This is a genomic window from Bacillus sp. NEAU-242-2, from assembly GCF_027853835.1.
Lineage (GTDB): Bacteria > Bacillota > Bacilli > Bacillales > Bacillaceae > Bacillus > Bacillus velezensis.
The window spans coordinates 24,758-42,028 of record NZ_JAPNNY010000009.1; the positions used below are offsets into that span (position 1 = coordinate 24,758).

Consider the following 17,271-nt stretch of genomic DNA (forward strand, 5'->3'; position numbering starts at 1 on the left):
CTAAGAGACTTATTTAGATTTAACAGCACTTTTAACAGTGATTAAAGCTTTTCTCGCACCAGGTACGTTACCTTTAATCAAAAGAAGATTGCGCTCAGCATCTACTTTTACGACTTCAAGGTTTTGGACAGTGATTTGATCTCCGCCCATGCGTCCAGGTAATAGTTTACCTTTGAATACACGGTTAGGATCTACAGGTCCCATTGAACCAGGACGACGGTGGTAGCGTGAACCGTGAGACATAGGTCCGCGAGATTGTCCGTGGCGCTTGATTGCACCTTGGAAACCTTTACCTTTAGATACTCCTGTTACATCTACGATTTCTCCTGCAGAGAAAATTTCAACCTTGACTTCCTGACCAATTTCATACGCATCCATATCCACGCCGCGTAATTCTTTAACGAAGCGCTTAGGAGCAGTTTCCGCTTTTGCAACGTGTCCTTTTTCCGGTTTGTTTGAAAGCTTTTCGCGCTTATCGTCAAAACCAAGCTGGATCGCTTCATAGCCATCATTTTCAGCTGTTTTCTTTTGAAGAACAACGTTTGGAGCTGCTTCAATAACAGTTACCGGGATAAGATCACCGTTCTCTGCGAATACTTGCGTCATACCAATTTTTCTTCCTAAGATTCCTTTGGTCATTCGTCACACCTCCTATTAAGATCATTCTATATTTTAGAATTAAAGTTTGATTTCGATATCGACACCAGATGGTAAGTCTAATCGCATGAGAGCATCAACAGTTTGTGGTGTTGGGTTCACAATGTCGATTAAACGTTTATGTGTACGCATTTCAAATTGCTCACGAGAATCTTTGTATTTGTGCACCGCACGAAGGATTGTGTAAACTGATTTTTCAGTTGGCAACGGAATCGGACCAGATACGCTGGCACCAGAACGTTTTGCCGTTTCAACAATCTTCTCTGCAGATTGATCAAGGATTCTATGATCATATGCTTTTAAACGAATACGAATTTTTTGTTTTGCCATTATTTTCCCTCCTTTTCGCCTACATCACGTTAGACAGTTCTCCGTGAGAAAAACCTGATCACCTTGCCATGGCAAAGCGGCCGGGTGTGTCAGCAACCTCTCACTTCATCGCAGTCAAAGACCAACATACACTATTATACAGAAAATAGACGCATGTTGCAAGGTTTATTTAAAGAACCTTGTGGTTTTCACACTTTGATTATTATACAGGTGATACCATGATTAATCAAGGATATGCCTGTTTTCTTTCAGAGATGGAACGATGCGAACCGGCTGACAACTTCGGCAAAGCGATCCGGTTCCTCCAAGTGAGGCGAATGGGCTGAGTTCTCAAACCAATGCCATTCTTTATACGGCGCGTCAACCTTCTGATAATATTCATAAGACGTCGTCCCCGGTACCGTCAAATCGTATCTCCCTGACATAAAACAGCACGGTATTACAATAGAAGAAACTGATTCCCCTGCATCAAAGGAAATGAGATCCTCCCACAGGTGTTTCAGGCTGAACATTTGTCCCCGCGCGGCTAAGAAGCTCCCCCTCACACCGTACGGTTCACCAAACAGCATTCGCCCCCCTGCTTTAAGAGCGCCGATCGGATGATGGGTAAAGCCCCCTCCCCTCATCTCGATACAAAGCAGAAACAACGTTCGCTGCAGCTGTTTCTCCCATGGAGGTGCTCCGATAAAGCTCAGCGTCTTTTCCAGCAGGATATGTTTGTGTTGCCTGCTCCATTCCATCATCAGCCGGTAAGCTTCCGTTTCTTCCTTTTGAATATTAACCACCTGACTGATACCGATATACGCATAATACAAATCAGGTTTCTCTTGAAGAACATGAAGCGCCAGAACTGAGCCCCACGAATAGCCGGCGATATATATTTTTTGCCTGCTGAATTGCTCGCATAAGCGTTCGGTCAGCTGAATGGTGTCAGCTGTCAGCTGATCCAAAGTCATAGATGAACCCGGAATTTCCTTTGAATAAGAGAGACCCGCCCCTCTCTGATCCCAGTTCACAACGGTGAAATGCTTTTCCAGCTTATTCTGGTATTTTCTCGCATAGCCGATTTGAGGCGTGCCGGGACCGCCGTGCAAAAACAAAAGCAGCGGATTACTCCTGTCATCACCATTAATCATAATGGTTTGTTCACTGCCATTAATCAGCAATTGCTGAAGCATTGAAATACGATTGGTTTTCTTGAAGTTATCGTCCATCGGTCTTCTCCTAAAATTTGTATACGTTCTATTATACATGGAATCAGCGGGGAAACAAAAAAACGAGGCCCCATAAGGGACCCCGCATTAATGAACGAGTCGATTACTCAGTGATTGTAGAAACAACGCCTGAACCAACTGTACGTCCGCCTTCACGAATAGAGAAACGAGTTCCTTCTTCGATAGCGATTGTAGAGATAAGTTCAACGATCATTTCAGTGTTATCTCCAGGCATAACCATTTCTACGCCTTCTGGAAGATTGATGATACCAGTTACGTCAGTTGTACGGAAGTAGAACTGAGGACGGTAGTTAGAGAAGAATGGAGTATGACGTCCACCCTCTTCTTTAGAAAGAACGTAAACTTCAGCTTTGAATTTGCTGTGTGGAGTGATTGTACCTGGTTTAGCAAGTACTTGTCCACGTTGGATGTCTTCACGAGCTACACCGCGAAGAAGTGCACCGATGTTGTCTCCAGCTTCAGCGTAGTCAAGAAGCTTACGGAACATTTCAACACCTGTAACAGTTGTTTTGCTGTTTTCTTCTTGAAGACCGATGATTTCAACTTCGTCACCGACTTTAACTTGTCCGCGTTCTACACGGCCAGTAGCAACTGTACCACGACCAGTGATTGAGAATACGTCCTCAACTGGCATCATGAATGGTTTTTCAGTGTCGCGTTCTGGAGTTGGGATGTACTCATCAACTGCAGCCATAAGTTCAAGAATTTTTTCTTCGTACTCAGCATCGCCTTCAAGAGCTTTAAGAGCAGAACCTTTAACAACTGGTACATCATCACCAGGGAAGTCGTATTCGCTAAGAAGATCGCGAACTTCCATTTCAACAAGCTCAAGAAGCTCTTCGTCGTCTACCATGTCGCATTTGTTAAGGAATACTACGATGTATGGTACACCAACGTTTTTAGAAAGAAGGATGTGCTCACGAGTTTGCGGCATTGGGCCATCAGCAGCAGATACTACAAGGATAGCTCCGTCCATTTGCGCAGCACCAGTGATCATGTTTTTAACATAGTCAGCGTGTCCTGGGCAGTCAACGTGTGCATAGTGACGAGTGTCAGTTTCGTACTCAACGTGTGCAGTAGAGATTGTGATACCGCGCTCACGTTCTTCTGGAGCACCATCAATTTGATCGTACGCCATAGCTGTACCTTTACCAGATTTCTTATGAAGTACTGTTGAGATAGCAGCAGTTAATGTTGTTTTACCATGGTCAACGTGTCCAATTGTACCGATATTGGCATGTGATTTGGAACGGTCGAATTTTTCTTTAGCCATTCTAAAATCCTCCTTAAGAGCTTTTAATTAGTAATGTATAGAGTGATAGAAAGTGAAAGCAAGCTCTCACTTCCTCATCTTACAATAGTAGTTATACTTGAGTTAAGTGGCAAAATCAATTATTCGCCTTTATTTTTTTTGATAATTTCTTCAGCGATGCTCTTCGGCACTTCTTCGTAGTGATCCATGAACATTGTGAACGTACCGCGTCCTTGCGTGTTAGAACGAAGGGCAGTAGCGTAACCGAACATTTCAGCAAGAGGTACCATCGCACGCACAACTTGAGCGTTACCGCGAGCTTCCATACCTTCTACGCGTCCGCGACGAGAAGTAACATCACCCATGATGTCTCCCATGTATTCTTCAGGAATAACAACTTCAACTTTCATGATTGGTTCAAGAAGAACTGGGTTACATTTGCTGACTGCATTTTTCAATGCCATAGAAGCAGCGACTTTAAACGCCATTTCGTTTGAGTCAACATCATGGTAAGATCCATCAAAAAGTTTCGCCTTGATGTCGATTAGCGGGAATCCGGCTAGGACACCATTTTCAAGAGAGTCTTCAAGACCTGCTTGTACGGCTGGGATGTATTCACGAGGAACAACACCACCGACGATTGCGTTTTCGAATTCAAAGCCAGCGCCTTCTTCGTTCGGTTCAAATTCGATCCAAACGTGACCGAACTGACCGCGTCCGCCTGATTGACGTACGAATTTACCTTCAACTTTTGCACCGGTACGGAATGTCTCACGGTACGCAACTTGAGGAGCACCAACGTTAGCTTCAACTTTGAACTCACGCTTCATACGATCAACAATGATATCAAGGTGAAGCTCACCCATACCAGAGATGATTGTTTGACCCGTTTCAGGGTTTGTTTGTGTACGGAATGTAGGATCTTCTTCAGCAAGTTTCGCTAAAGCGATACCCATTTTATCTTGGTCAGCTTTTGATTTAGGCTCAATCGCTACGTCGATAACAGGCTCTGGGAATTCCATTGATTCAAGGATTACAAGATCCTTTTCATCACATAGAGTATCTCCAGTAGAAGTATCTTTTAGACCTACAGCAGCTGCGATGTCTCCAGCGTAAACAGTAGAGATCTCTTCACGGCTGTTAGCGTGCATTTGAAGGATACGTCCTACGCGCTCACGCTTGCCTTTTGTAGAGTTCTTTACATATGAACCGGAATCAAGTGTACCGGAATATACGCGGAAGAATGTCAGCTTACCGACATAAGGGTCAGTCATAACTTTAAATGCAAGTGCAGAGAACGGCTCTTCATCAGAAGAATGACGAACGATCTCTTCATCTGTGTCAGGACGTACACCTTTGATTGCAGCAACATCAGTTGGCGCAGGAAGGTAGTCAAGAACAGCATCAAGTACAAGCTGAACACCTTTGTTTTTGAAAGCAGATCCAACAAGTACAGGGTAGAATTCAACATTCAGTGTACCTTTACGGATAGCAGCTTTCAGTTCAGGGATAGTGATTTCTTCACCTTCAAGGTACTTTTCCATAAGCTCTTCATCAAGCTCAGCTACAGCTTCAATCAGGCTGCTGCGAAGCTCTTCAGCTTGCTCTTTGTACTCTTCAGGGATTTCTTTCGCATCTGAACGAGTTCCAAGGTCATCTTCGTAGAAATACGCAACGTTTTCTACTAAGTCGATGATACCTTCGAAGTTGTCTTCAGCGCCGATCGGCAATTGAATTGCGTGAGCGTTAGCTTGAAGACGGTCTCTTAAAGTGCCTACAGAGTAAAGGAAGTCTGCGCCGATTTTGTCCATTTTGTTGACAAATACAACACGCGGTACTCCGTAAGTTGTTGCTTGGCGCCATACTGTTTCTGTCTGAGGCTCAACACCTGATTGAGCATCAAGTACGGCAACCGCACCATCAAGTACACGGAGTGAACGTTCAACTTCAACTGTGAAGTCTACGTGTCCCGGTGTATCGATGATGTTTACACGGTAACCTTTCCACTGTGCAGTCGTTGCTGCAGAAGTGATTGTGATACCGCGTTCTTGTTCCTGCTCCATCCAGTCCATTTGCGAAGCACCTTCGTGAGTTTCGCCAATTTTGTGGATACGGCCTGTGTAGAACAAGATCCGTTCTGTAGTAGTCGTTTTACCGGCATCGATGTGAGCCATGATCCCGATATTACGAGTTTTTTCTAAGGAGAACTCTCTTGCCATTGGGTAATTTCTCCTTCCTTATTAGGGAATTATTATTTTGATTATATGAATCCTACCAGCGGTAGTGAGCAAATGCTTTGTTCGCTTCTGCCATCTTGTGAGTGTCTTCACGTTTCTTAACGGCAGCACCAGTGTTGTTAGCTGCATCAAGAATTTCGTTAGCCAGGCGCTCTTCCATTGTTTTTTCTCCGCGAAGACGCGCATAGTTAACCAACCAGCGAAGACCAAGAGTTGTACGGCGTTCAGGACGAACTTCTACAGGCACTTGGTAGTTAGCTCCACCTACACGGCGTGCTTTTACTTCAAGTACAGGCATGATGTTTTTCAATGCTTGTTCGAAAACCTCCATTGCATCATTGCCAGTGCGTTCTTTAATGATATCGAATGACTTGTATAGGATTGTTTGAGATTTACCTTTTTTACCGTCGATCATCATTTTGTTGATCAGGCGGGATACCAGCTTAGAGTTGTAAAGCGGATCAGGTAAAACATCTCTTTTTGCTACAGGACCTTTACGTGGCATCTGAATATCCTCCCTTCATAGTTTTAATGATTTATTATTATTACTTTGCTTTAGGACGTTTCGTACCGTATTTAGAACGGCCTTGCGCACGGTTTTCAACTCCGGCAGTATCAAGCGCGCCACGAACGATGTGGTAGCGTACCCCCGGTAAGTCTTTTACACGTCCGCCGCGGATCAGTACAACGCTGTGCTCTTGCAGGTTGTGACCGATACCTGGAATGTAGGCAGTAACCTCGATTCCGTTAGTCAAACGAACACGAGCATATTTACGAAGTGCTGAGTTCGGTTTTTTCGGTGTCATTGTACCCACACGAGTACATACCCCGCGTTTTTGTGGAGAAGATACGTTAGTGTGCTCTTTTTTAAAGCTGTTGTATCCTTTGTTTAGTGCAGGTGACTTAGAGTTTTCAACTTTGCTCACGCGTCCCTTGCGAATTAGCTGATTAATTGTAGGCATGTTGTGTTCCTCCCTTCATTACGTTTTATAACCCACATACCCAGGTGGTTCATCATTAGGCAAAAAACAATGTCTTTACACAAGATTGATATCTTATATAAAAACAAAAAGTACGCTATAACATAATGGCAACAGCTGCTGCTCCCACTTCAATTCCGCAGGCTTTGCCGAGCTTTTTCATGGAATCCACCATACAGACAGCGGTATTTTGGTTCTTTGCAAGCTGGATAACGCCAGCCGTAAGAACTGAATCCGCATCTTTTGCCACGACGACTTCCTTCACTGAACCTCGTTTTAGAGCTTTCACTGTTTGCTTCGTACCAATAATAATTGATTTGGCCTGTGATACTTTATCATAAGACATAAACATATCCTCCAAAGTAACAGGTTTTATTTCGAGCACCTTGGTTATATTATCACTCTGCGGGACGGATGTCAACAACGTATGACATTTTTTAGTGCAGTCCCCGCCAGAATAATTGTAATACTGAGGAAAAGCTGTCAAAACAGCCTTTCCTGCAGCAGTTTCTGTTATTCAGCCGGAACCATATCTTCCGAAGGCTGAACGTTTGAAACAGGTTTTACTTTTCTGTAATTCATCATACCGGTACCGGCAGGAACCAGTTTACCGATGATAACATTCTCTTTCAGGCCGAGAAGTTCATCGCGCTTGCCTTTAATCGCAGCATCTGTAAGAACGCGTGTTGTTTCCTGGAATGATGCGGCAGACAAGAATGAATCCGTCTCGAGTGAAGCTTTCGTGATACCGAGAAGGACAGGACGGCCTGTAGCAGGTCGATTGCCTTCAAGCAGCACTTTTTTGTTCGCTTCTGTAAATTGGTGAATATCAAGCAATGTGCCAGGGAGAACATCAGTATCTCCGGCATCGATTACACGGACTTTGCGAAGCATTTGGCGAACCATTACTTCTACGTGTTTATCGCCGATTTCAACCCCCTGCATACGGTAAACCTTCTGAACCTCATGCAGAAGATATTCCTGAACCGTCGTCAGGTCAGTGACTTTAAGAAGTTCTTTCGGATCGATTGAACCTTCTGTCAGCACTTGACCGCGGGTAATCTGATCACCCTCAGCCACTTTCAGGCGTGAGTTGTAAGGTGCCGTGTATGAACGGGTCTCAACAGCGCCCTGAACAACAATCTCCTGCTGTTTGTCGCGGACTTCATTGATTTCGGCAATTGTACCGTCAATCTCAGAAATCGTCGCTTGACCTTTAGGATTACGCGCTTCGAAAAGCTCTTGGATACGCGGAAGACCTTGTGTAATATCGTCTCCGGCAACCCCGCCTGTGTGGAACGTACGCATCGTTAACTGTGTTCCAGGCTCACCGATAGATTGAGCGGCGATAATACCTACTGCTTCGCCGACTTCAACATCAGTTCCGGTTGCAAGGTTACGTCCGTAGCATCGTTTACATACACCATGAGGAGTGTTACATGTGAACGCGGAACGGATCCACACTTCTTCGATTCCGGCTTCAACGATTTCCAGCGCTTTATCTTCATCGATCAATTCATTTTCGTTAATGAGCACAGCACCCGTTTCAGGATGTTTGATCTGTTTTCTGGCGAAACGTCCGATCAGACGCTCTTCCAGACGCTCGATGATTTCCGTGCCTTCTTTGAGCGGTTTTGCAAGAATACCGCGGTCTGTTCCGCAATCTGTTTCACGAATGATAACATCCTGCGCAACATCAACAAGACGGCGTGTAAGGTAACCTGAGTCAGCTGTTTTCAGGGCGGTATCGGCAAGACCTTTACGCGCACCGTGAGTGGAGATAAAGTACTCCAATACTGTCAGACCTTCACGGAAACTTGATTTAATCGGCAATTCAATGATTCGTCCAGCCGGGTTGGCCATCAGACCGCGCATACCCGCAAGCTGTGTAAAGTTAGATGCGTTACCACGGGCTCCTGAATCACTCATCATGTAGATCGGGTTGACTTCGTCTAATGATTTCATCAGTTTGCCTTGGATAACATCTTTCGCTGAACTCCAAATTGAAATGACTCTTTCATAACGTTCTTCTTCGGTGATTAAACCGCGTCTGAACTGTTTCAGAACATTATCCACTTTGCTTTGTGCTTCTTCAAGGATTTCCTGTTTATCATCGAGAACGACGATATCAGAAACCCCTACTGTGATGCCGGCTTTCGTTGAATATCTGAAACCAAGGTTTTTCATGCGGTCAAGCATTTTAGACGTTTCCGTGATATGGAATCGTTTAAAGATTTCCGCGATGATTTTACCCAAAATGCCTTTTTTAAACGGTGCGTTGATCGGCTGCTCAGCAATCACAGCTTTTACGTCAGCACCTTTATCTAAGAAGAAACGGTCAGGTGTCTTCTCTTCAATGTTGCTCTTCGTTGGTTCATTCATGTAAGGGAATGATTCCGGAAGAATTTCATTGAAGACGAGCTTACCGACAGTTGTAATTAACAATTTTGAACGCTGTTCTTCAGTAAATGTCACATTCTTAAGGGAGTTCGCTGCAACAGCTACTCTCGTATGAAGGTGAACATAACCGTTTTGATAAGCAAGAAGCGCTTCGTCCGTATTTTTGAAAACCATACCCTCGCCGACTGCTCCGGCGCGCTCAAGCGTCAGGTAGTAGTTTCCTAATACCATATCCTGAGACGGCGTAACAACCGGTTTACCATCTTTAGGGTTCAAGATGTTTTGGGCTGCAAGCATCAGAATGCGCGCCTCAGCTTGAGCCTCAGCTGATAAAGGTACGTGAACCGCCATTTGGTCACCGTCAAAGTCAGCGTTATAAGCTGTGCATACTAACGGGTGAAGACGGATGGCGCGTCCTTCAACAAGCGTCGGTTCGAAAGCCTGGATACCTAATCTGTGAAGAGTAGGGGCACGGTTCAGTAAGACCGGATGCTCCTTAATGACAGATTCAAGTACATCCCATACTTCAGGCTGCACGCGTTCGATTTTGCGTTTTGCGCTCTTGATATTGTGAGCAAGGCCTTTTTCAACAAGCTCTTTCATGACGAAAGGCTTGAAGAGCTCAAGCGCCATTTCCTTCGGCAAACCGCACTGATACATTTTCAGGTGCGGGCCTACGACGATAACGGAACGGCCTGAGTAGTCTACACGTTTACCGAGAAGGTTCTGACGGAACCGCCCTTGTTTCCCTTTCAGCATATGAGAAAGAGATTTAAGCGGACGGTTACCCGGTCCGGTAACCGGACGGCCGCGGCGTCCGTTGTCAATCAGAGCGTCGACTGCTTCCTGAAGCATACGTTTTTCGTTCTGAACGATGATGCTTGGCGCGCCGAGGTCTAACAGACGTTTTAAACGGTTATTACGGTTGATGACACGACGGTAAAGGTCGTTCAGGTCAGACGTTGCGAAACGTCCGCCGTCAAGCTGAACCATCGGTCTTAATTCAGGCGGAATAACCGGAAGCACGTCGAGGATCATCCAAGACGGCTTGTTTCCTGAATTACGGAAGGCTTCAAGCACTTCAAGGCGTTTGATCGCACGTGTACGGCGCTGTCCTTGAGAAGTCTTCAGCTCTTCTTTTAACATATCAACTTCTTTGACAAGGTCGATGTCCTGCAGAAGTTTATTAATGGCTTCCGCACCCATAGAGGCTTGGAATTTGTTTCCGTACTTATCCAGATACGCACGGTATTCCTTTTCAGATAAAAGCTGTTTCTTTTCGAGCGGTGTATTGGCCGGGTCAGTTACGACGTAAGAAGCAAAGTAAATAACTTCTTCCAGCGCACGCGGTGACATATCCAATACAAGACCCATACGGCTCGGAATACCTTTGAAATACCAAATGTGAGAAACCGGGGCAGCCAGTTCAATATGCCCCATTCTCTCACGACGGACTTTAGCCCGCGTTACTTCAACTCCGCAACGGTCACAAACTACGCCTTTATAACGAACCCGCTTGTACTTGCCGCAATGACATTCCCAGTCCTTAGTCGGTCCGAAAATGCGTTCGCAGAACAGGCCGTCCTTTTCAGGTTTCAACGTACGATAGTTTATCGTTTCAGGCTTTTTCACTTCACCAAAAGACCATGAACGGATTTTATCCGGTGAAGCAAGACCGATGTTCATATACTCAAAATTGTTCACATCTAGCAAGGGGCCTACCTCCCTTTTTATCTTCGGATTAACCGATGTCACTTGCCTTTATCAATCAGAGACTATTCTTTCGTTACTGCGTCACGTTCAACGTCTGGAGATGCTGTTTCTTCCGGCGCTTCATCACCTGATAATGCAAGGCCGTCAGCCTGTTTCGCATCTTCCTCGTCTTCTAGATCTCTCATTTCTATTTCTTCTTCATCGCCTGAGAGGATTTTTACGTCCATACCTAAGCTTTGAAGCTCTTTGATCAATACTTTGAATGATTCCGGAACACCAGGCTCTGGAACATTGTCGCCTTTGACGATGGCTTCATATGTTTTCACACGTCCGACCACGTCATCGGACTTCACAGTCAGGATTTCTTGAAGCGTGTAAGCTGCGCCGTAAGCTTCAAGCGCCCAAACCTCCATCTCACCGAAACGCTGTCCGCCGAATTGGGCTTTACCGCCGAGAGGCTGCTGCGTAACAAGTGAGTAAGGACCTGTAGAACGGGCATGAAGTTTATCATCAACCATGTGCGCCAGTTTGATCATGTACATGATTCCGACTGATACACGGTTGTCGAACGGTTCTCCCGTACGGCCGTCATAAAGAACTGTTTTAGCGTCTCTTGACATGCCTGCTTCTTCAAGTGTTTCCCACACATCTTCTTCACGCGCGCCGTCAAATACAGGTGACGCGATGTGAATGCCGAGGTAGCGGGCAGCCATACCCATGTGAAGTTCTAATACCTGACCGATATTCATACGTGATGGTACACCCAGCGGGTTAAGCATGATATCGATCGGCGTGCCGTCAGGAAGGTAAGGCATATCTTCTTCAGGAAGAATCTTCGAGATAACCCCTTTGTTTCCGTGACGTCCGGCCATTTTATCACCTTCAGAAATCTTACGTTTCTGAACGATATATACGCGTACAAGCTGGTTCACTCCCGGAGGAAGTTCGTCGCCGTCTTCACGGTTGAAGACTTTTACGTCGTGGATAATTCCGCCGCCGCCGTGAGGCACACGGAGAGAAGTATCACGGACCTCACGCGCTTTTTCTCCAAAGATCGCATGAAGAAGGCGTTCTTCAGCCGTAAGCTCAGTTACACCTTTAGGCGTTACTTTACCTACGAGAAGGTCTCCGTCGTTGACTTCCGCACCGATACGGATAATTCCGCGGTCATCAAGGTTGCGAAGCGCGTCTTCCCCTACGTTTGGAATATCGCGGGTGATCTCTTCCGGTCCAAGCTTTGTATCACGTGCTTCTGATTCATATTCTTCAATGTGAATAGATGTGTATACATCATCTTTCACAAGGCGTTCACTCATGATGATGGCATCCTCATAGTTGTAACCGTCCCATGTCATGAAGCCGACCATTACGTTGCGGCCGAGAGCAAGTTCACCAAGCTCCATTGAAGGTCCGTCAGCAAGGATTTCTCCTTTTACTACTTCATCGCCGACACTGACGATCGGACGCTGGTTGTAGCACGTACCTTGGTTGGAGCGGACGAATTTCAGCAAGCTGTACTTATCCAGGTTGCCTTTTACTTTTTGACCGTCAATTTCTTCATAGCGGCGCACCCATACGTTTTTCGCTTCCACCCGTTCTACGATACCAGGGTGTTTACAAATAACGGCTGCACCGGAGTCTTTACCGGATACGTATTCCATACCCGTTCCGACGATCGGAGCTTCCGGCTGCATCAAAGGCACAGCCTGACGCTGCATGTTCGCTCCCATGAGGGCGCGGTTCGAGTCATCGTTTTCCAAGAACGGAATACATGCTGTCGCAGCAGATACAACCTGTTTAGGAGATACGTCCATGTAATCCACGCGGTTGCGGGCTACAACGGTGTTTTCCCCTCTGAAACGCGCTACGATGCTGTCATCCAAGAAAGAACCGTCATCGCTCAGCTTAGCATTCGCTTGGGCTACGACATAGTTATCCTCTTCATCAGCAGTCAGGTAGTCGATTCTAGGCGTTACTTTTCCTGTTTCAGGATCAACGCGGCGGTATGGCGTCTCAATGAAACCAAAGCGGTTTACTTTCGCAAATGATGACAATGAGTTGATCAAACCGATGTTAGGGCCCTCAGGCGTTTCAATCGGACACATACGGCCGTAGTGAGAGTAGTGAACGTCACGTACTTCCATACCTGCGCGCTCACGTGTCAAACCGCCCGGTCCGAGAGCTGACAGACGGCGTTTGTGCGTCAATTCAGCAAGCGGGTTCGTCTGATCCATGAATTGAGAAAGCTGTGAGCTTCCGAAGAACTCTTTAATAGACGCAATAACAGGTCTGATGTTAATCAGCTGCTGCGGCGTAATTGTATTCGTGTCTTGAATAGACATTCTTTCACGTACGACACGTTCCATCCGGCTTAAACCGATACGGAATTGGTTTTGCAGGAGCTCACCTACAGAACGCAGACGGCGGTTTCCGAGATGGTCGATATCATCAGTGTCGCCCACTCCGTGCAGGAGGTTGAAGAAGTAGCTGATAGAAGAAATAATATCAGCAGGCGTAATGTTTTTAATCGCCTCTTCGATGTAAGCATTGCCGATCACATTGATCGTCTGCTCTCCTTCTGCATCAGTAGGAGCATAGATTTTAATGGATTGAAGCATCACTTCATCCTCGACAACGCCGCCGTTAGGATAAAGCTTTCTGAAGCCGATTCCATTTTCTAAGTATGGCAGTACTTTATCAAGTGTTCTTCTGTCAAGAATCTGCCCTTTTTCAGCGAGAATTTCACCGGTTTCCGGATCCACCAGTGTTTCTGCAAGGCGCTGGTTAAACAGGCGGTTCTTGATATGAAGCTTTTTATTAATTTTATAGCGTCCTACATTCGCAAGGTCGTATCGCTTCGGATCGAAGAAACGGGAATCCAGCAAGCTTTTTGCGTTTTCTACTGTAGGCGGCTCTCCGGGACGAAGGCGCTCATAGATTTCAAGAAGCGCTTTGTCACTGTTTTCGGTGTTGTCCTTATCCAGTGTATTGCGGAGATATTCGTTCTCACCAATGAGATCGAGAATCTCTTGGTCGGAACCGAAGCCGAGAGCACGCAAAAGAACCGTAACCGGCAACTTACGTGTGCGATCAATGCGGACATACACAACATCTTTCGCATCAGTTTCGTATTCTAACCATGCGCCACGGTTTGGAATGACAGTCGCGGTAAAACCTTTTTTACCGTTTTTGTCTACTTTACCACTGAAATATACACTTGGAGACCGAACAAGCTGAGATACGATAACACGTTCTGCACCGTTGATGATAAAAGTACCGGTATCTGTCATAATAGGGAAATCACCCATGAAGACATCCTGGTCTTTTACCTCTCCAGTTTCTTTGTTAATTAAACGAACCTTCACTCTTAGCGGAGCTGAGTAAGTCACATCACGTTCTTTTGACTCTTCAACGGGATACTTAGGATCTCCTAAACTGTAGTCAATGAACTCTAGAGAGAGGTTACCAGTGAAATCCTCAATTGGTGATATGTCTTGAAACATCTCTCTAAGACCCTCATCAAGAAACCACTGATAAGAAGAGGTTTGAATTTCAATGAGATTTGGTAATTCTAACACTTCGCTAATGCGAGCATAGCTTCTGCGCTGGCGGTGTCGTCCATACTGAACTAGTTGACCTGTCAACTGATTCACCCCTCAAATCATGCGTATTATATGTGTAATAAGCATCTCTTACGATAAAGAAATACTTTTACAAGACAAAAGAAAAAAGGGTTTCTAATTAAGAAAACCACATCCAAAAACAAATACCGATTTTATTAGCATTTCCATGTTTGTATAATTTATACATGCACTATGATTATTTGAGCATATCATGCAAAATATATACATTGGCATTTTACAATATTAACATAGCTGAAAATTCAAGTCAAACTTTTTTTGCTTTTATGATATAATAGCCTTTCTTTTTTTGAACCACAGAAACTTCGTCAAAAAGCTCCTTCAGTTTTTCAATGGCAGAAGGCCCGCCCTGTTTTTTCTGTATAACGATCCACAATTCACCTGAAGCCCTTAAATGCTCAGCGCTTTTTTCAAAAATGGCATGGACAACTTTTTTTCCGGCGCGGATTGGGGGGTTTGTAATAATAGAAGCAAATGTTTGAGCAGAATCAATATTTGAAAATAAATCACTCTGATAAATCCGAACGTTTTTTATTCCGTTTTTTTCTGCATTTTCATTTGACAGCTCTACGGCTCTTTCATTCACGTCAATCATGTGCACGGTCCGGTCTGTAAATGCACCGGCGAGCGACAGACCGATCGGGCCGTAACCGCAGCCTGCATCCAGGAAGTCACCATCGATCTCCGGCTCTTCAAACGCTTCAATTAAGACACGCGAACCGAAATCAACTTCCTTTTTCGAGAAAACGCCGCTGTCACTTGTGAATGTATAAGATCTGTTCCGCAGTGTAAATGACCATGTCTGTTTATCACTTTTAACTGAAGGTTTTTCTGAATAATAGTGTTCACTCATTATTAGAACCTCCTTTTTTAATTGCACTTAAAGAAAAGCAAAGAAAAAGCCCGCCTCATAAAAGCGAGCTTCCCCTACAGGCAAGTGAAGATTACTTAACTTCTACAGAAGCGCCAACTTCTTCAAGTTTAGCTTTAAGCTCTTCAGCTTCTTCTTTCGCAATACCTTCTTTAAGTGGTTTTGGAGTGTTGTCAACAAGTTCTTTAGCTTCTTTCAAGCCAAGACCAGTGATTTCACGAACAACTTTGATAACTTTGATTTTCTGAGAACCTGCACCAGCAAGGATAAGGTCGAATTCGCTTTGCTCTTCAGCAGCGCCGCCAGCAGCAGCTCCGCCAGCTACAGCTACAGGAGCAGCAGCAGTTACGCCAAATTCTTCTTCGATTGCTTTTACTAGGTCGTTCAATTCAAGTACAGTTGCTTCTTTAACGGAAGCAATGATTTCTTCGATATTTAAAGCCATTTGAAATTCCTCCATTTGTTTTATTTTAGGGTAAAATCAGATTAAGCGCCTTGTTCTTCCTTTTGGTCTGCAACTGCTTTAGCTGCAAGTGCAAGGTTGCGAACTGGAGCTTGAAGTACGCTAAGCAACATAGAAAGTAAGCCATCGCGTGAAGGAAGTTCAGCAAGAGCTTTCACTTCTTCAACAGAAGATACTTTTCCTTCGATAACGCCCGCTTTGATTTCCAGAGCTTCGTGATTTTTCGCGAACTCGTTAAGAACTTTTGCCGGAGCGACAACATCTTCAGTACTGAATGCGATCGCATTCGGTCCAGTTAAGACATCATTCAAACCATCAAGTTCAGCTTGTTCAACCGCACGGCGAGTCATTGTGTTTTTGTACACTTTGAACTCTACGTTAGCTTCGCGAAGCTGTTTACGGAGTTCAGTTACTTCAGAAACGTTAAGTCCGCGGTAGTCAACGATGATCGTTGATTTGCTTTCTTTCAGTTTAGAAGCAATCTCTTCAACAACAACTTTTTTTGTATCAATTGCGCTGCTCATGGTTACACCTCCTGTAGATTTTGTGTAACACTTATACCGCTAGGTGATCACGACTGTGACGACGATTTCATATAAAAAGCCTCCATGTGGACATGGAGGCTGTATATACAAGCATACGTAACGTAATAGCTGTGATATATATACACCTCGGCAGGATATTAAGCCTCAACGGCCCCTGCTGTCTACGGTATAAATGACATATTATATTTTACAACATTTTGAATCATATCAGAATGCTGATCTAAAGTCAAATATTATTTTACGTTGAAAGTAGAAGCGTCTACTTTGACACCAGGGCCCATAGTAGAAGTAACGGCAACGTTTTTCACGTAAACACCTTTAGCCGCAGCCGGTTTTGCTTTCAGGATTGTATCATACATTGTTGTGAAGTTCTCAACAAGTTTTTCATCCTCGAAAGAAACTTTTCCGATCGGAACATGGATGTTACCAGCTTTGTCAACGCGGTATTCTACTTTACCAGCTTTGATTTCGCCGATTGCTTTTTCTACTTCGAATGTAACAGTTCCTGTTTTAGGGTTTGGCATAAGACCTTTTGGTCCAAGCACACGGCCGATTTTACCGACTTCACCCATCATGTCAGGAGTCGCAACGATTACATCGAATTCGAACCAGCCTTGCTGGATTTTCGCGATGTAATCAGAATCGCCGACGTAGTCTGCACCGGCAGCTTCAGCTTCTTTTGCTTTTTCGCCTTTAGCGAATACAAGCACGCGCTGAGTTTTACCAGTTCCGTTAGGAAGTACAACTGCACCGCGGATTTGCTGATCGTTTTTACGAGGGTCAACCCCTAAACGAAAAGCAACTTCAACTGTAGCGTCGAATTTAGCTGTGTTTGTTTTTTTAGTAAGCGCCACTGCTTCAGCGACGTCGTAAGCTTTCGCACGGTCTACAAGCTTCGCAGCTTCAACGTACTTTTTACCTTTTTTAGCCATTTTAAAATTTCCTCC

14 protein-coding genes and 1 other annotated feature are annotated in these 17,271 nt (G+C 44.9%); all 14 genes read right to left on the reverse strand.

Annotated elements, in window-relative coordinates; all coding sequences use genetic code 11:
• Nucleotides 1-9 precede the first annotated feature (9 nt).
• Nucleotides 10-639 carry a 50S ribosomal protein L3 gene (rplC, locus tag OWN49_RS18425; protein WP_003156465.1) on the reverse strand — a complete coding sequence of 210 codons (630 nt, stop codon included), beginning with the start codon at nucleotides 637-639 and terminating at the stop codon, nucleotides 10-12.
• A 39-nt stretch (nucleotides 640-678) separates the two neighbouring features.
• Nucleotides 679-987 (reverse strand): 30S ribosomal protein S10, encoded by a 309-nt coding sequence (rpsJ, locus tag OWN49_RS18430; protein ID WP_003156464.1) that lies wholly within the window; start codon nucleotides 985-987, stop codon nucleotides 679-681.
• Between the two features lie 248 nt (nucleotides 988-1,235).
• Nucleotides 1,236-2,201: an alpha/beta fold hydrolase gene (locus OWN49_RS18435; RefSeq protein WP_070081273.1), complete on the reverse strand. Its 966-nt coding sequence runs from the start codon at nucleotides 2,199-2,201 to the stop codon at nucleotides 1,236-1,238.
• 103 nt (nucleotides 2,202-2,304) lie between these two features.
• Nucleotides 2,305-3,495: an elongation factor Tu gene (gene tuf / locus OWN49_RS18440; RefSeq protein ID WP_003156451.1), complete on the reverse strand. Its 1,191-nt coding sequence runs from the start codon at nucleotides 3,493-3,495 to the stop codon at nucleotides 2,305-2,307.
• A 119-nt stretch (nucleotides 3,496-3,614) separates the two neighbouring features.
• Nucleotides 3,615-5,693, reverse strand: a complete 2,079-nt coding sequence (fusA, locus tag OWN49_RS18445; protein WP_007410399.1) for an elongation factor G — start codon at nucleotides 5,691-5,693, stop codon at nucleotides 3,615-3,617.
• Nucleotides 5,694-5,745: 52 nt separating this feature from the next.
• Nucleotides 5,746-6,216 carry a 30S ribosomal protein S7 gene (rpsG, locus tag OWN49_RS18450; protein WP_003156447.1) on the reverse strand — a complete coding sequence of 157 codons (471 nt, stop codon included), beginning with the start codon at nucleotides 6,214-6,216 and terminating at the stop codon, nucleotides 5,746-5,748.
• Nucleotides 6,217-6,256: 40 nt separating this feature from the next.
• On the reverse strand, nucleotides 6,257-6,673 hold the full coding sequence (rpsL, locus tag OWN49_RS18455; RefSeq protein WP_003156445.1) for a 30S ribosomal protein S12: 417 nt from the start codon (nucleotides 6,671-6,673) through the stop codon (nucleotides 6,257-6,259).
• Between the two features lie 115 nt (nucleotides 6,674-6,788).
• On the reverse strand, nucleotides 6,789-7,037 hold the full coding sequence (locus OWN49_RS18460) for a 50S ribosomal protein L7ae-like protein (RefSeq protein WP_003156443.1): 249 nt from the start codon (nucleotides 7,035-7,037) through the stop codon (nucleotides 6,789-6,791).
• Between the two features lie 167 nt (nucleotides 7,038-7,204).
• A complete protein-coding gene (gene rpoC / locus OWN49_RS18465) occupies nucleotides 7,205-10,804 on the reverse strand; it encodes a DNA-directed RNA polymerase subunit beta' (protein ID WP_007410398.1) in 3,600 nt (1,199 codons plus the stop codon).
• A gap of 62 nt (nucleotides 10,805-10,866) precedes the next feature.
• A complete protein-coding gene (gene rpoB, locus OWN49_RS18470) occupies nucleotides 10,867-14,448 on the reverse strand; it encodes a DNA-directed RNA polymerase subunit beta (protein ID WP_003156440.1) in 3,582 nt (1,193 codons plus the stop codon).
• A 244-nt stretch (nucleotides 14,449-14,692) separates the two neighbouring features.
• The gene (locus tag OWN49_RS18475) at nucleotides 14,693-15,298 is read right to left on the reverse strand and encodes a class I SAM-dependent methyltransferase (protein ID WP_015388780.1); all 606 of its coding nucleotides are present in this window, start codon (nucleotides 15,296-15,298) and stop codon (nucleotides 14,693-14,695) included.
• A 91-nt stretch (nucleotides 15,299-15,389) separates the two neighbouring features.
• A complete protein-coding gene (rplL, locus tag OWN49_RS18480; protein WP_003156436.1) occupies nucleotides 15,390-15,761 on the reverse strand; it encodes a 50S ribosomal protein L7/L12 in 372 nt (123 codons plus the stop codon).
• Between the two features lie 41 nt (nucleotides 15,762-15,802).
• Complete coding sequence (rplJ, locus tag OWN49_RS18485) at nucleotides 15,803-16,303, reverse strand: 50S ribosomal protein L10 (protein ID WP_003156433.1); 501 nt, start codon at nucleotides 16,301-16,303, stop codon at nucleotides 15,803-15,805.
• A 63-nt stretch (nucleotides 16,304-16,366) separates the two neighbouring features.
• Nucleotides 16,367-16,509, reverse strand: a sequence feature (ribosomal protein L10 leader region).
• Nucleotides 16,510-16,557: 48 nt separating this feature from the next.
• Nucleotides 16,558-17,256 carry a 50S ribosomal protein L1 gene (gene rplA / locus OWN49_RS18490; protein ID WP_003156431.1) on the reverse strand — a complete coding sequence of 233 codons (699 nt, stop codon included), beginning with the start codon at nucleotides 17,254-17,256 and terminating at the stop codon, nucleotides 16,558-16,560.
• Nucleotides 17,257-17,271 lie beyond the last annotated feature (15 nt).

What these genes read in the sequence shown, in the direction of transcription:
- rplC (WP_003156465.1), bottom strand. Translation starts at nt 639, where the DNA reads ATGACCAAAGGAATCTTAGGAAGAAAAATTGGTATGACGCAAGTATTC.
- rpsJ (WP_003156464.1), bottom strand. Translation starts at nt 987, where the DNA reads ATGGCAAAACAAAAAATTCGTATTCGTTTAAAAGCATATGATCATAGA.
- OWN49_RS18435 (WP_070081273.1), bottom strand. Translation starts at nt 2,201, where the DNA reads ATGGACGATAACTTCAAGAAAACCAATCGTATTTCAATGCTTCAGCAA.
- tuf (WP_003156451.1), bottom strand. Translation starts at nt 3,495, where the DNA reads ATGGCTAAAGAAAAATTCGACCGTTCCAAATCACATGCCAATATCGGT.
- fusA (WP_007410399.1), bottom strand. Translation starts at nt 5,693, where the DNA reads ATGGCAAGAGAGTTCTCCTTAGAAAAAACTCGTAATATCGGGATCATG.
- rpsG (WP_003156447.1), bottom strand. Translation starts at nt 6,216, where the DNA reads ATGCCACGTAAAGGTCCTGTAGCAAAAAGAGATGTTTTACCTGATCCG.
- rpsL (WP_003156445.1), bottom strand. Translation starts at nt 6,673, where the DNA reads ATGCCTACAATTAATCAGCTAATTCGCAAGGGACGCGTGAGCAAAGTT.
- OWN49_RS18460 (WP_003156443.1), bottom strand. Translation starts at nt 7,037, where the DNA reads ATGTCTTATGATAAAGTATCACAGGCCAAATCAATTATTATTGGTACG.
- OWN49_RS18475 (WP_015388780.1), bottom strand. Translation starts at nt 15,298, where the DNA reads ATGAGTGAACACTATTATTCAGAAAAACCTTCAGTTAAAAGTGATAAA.
- rplL (WP_003156436.1), bottom strand. Translation starts at nt 15,761, where the DNA reads ATGGCTTTAAATATCGAAGAAATCATTGCTTCCGTTAAAGAAGCAACT.
- rplJ (WP_003156433.1), bottom strand. Translation starts at nt 16,303, where the DNA reads ATGAGCAGCGCAATTGATACAAAAAAAGTTGTTGTTGAAGAGATTGCT.
- rplA (WP_003156431.1), bottom strand. Translation starts at nt 17,256, where the DNA reads ATGGCTAAAAAAGGTAAAAAGTACGTTGAAGCTGCGAAGCTTGTAGAC.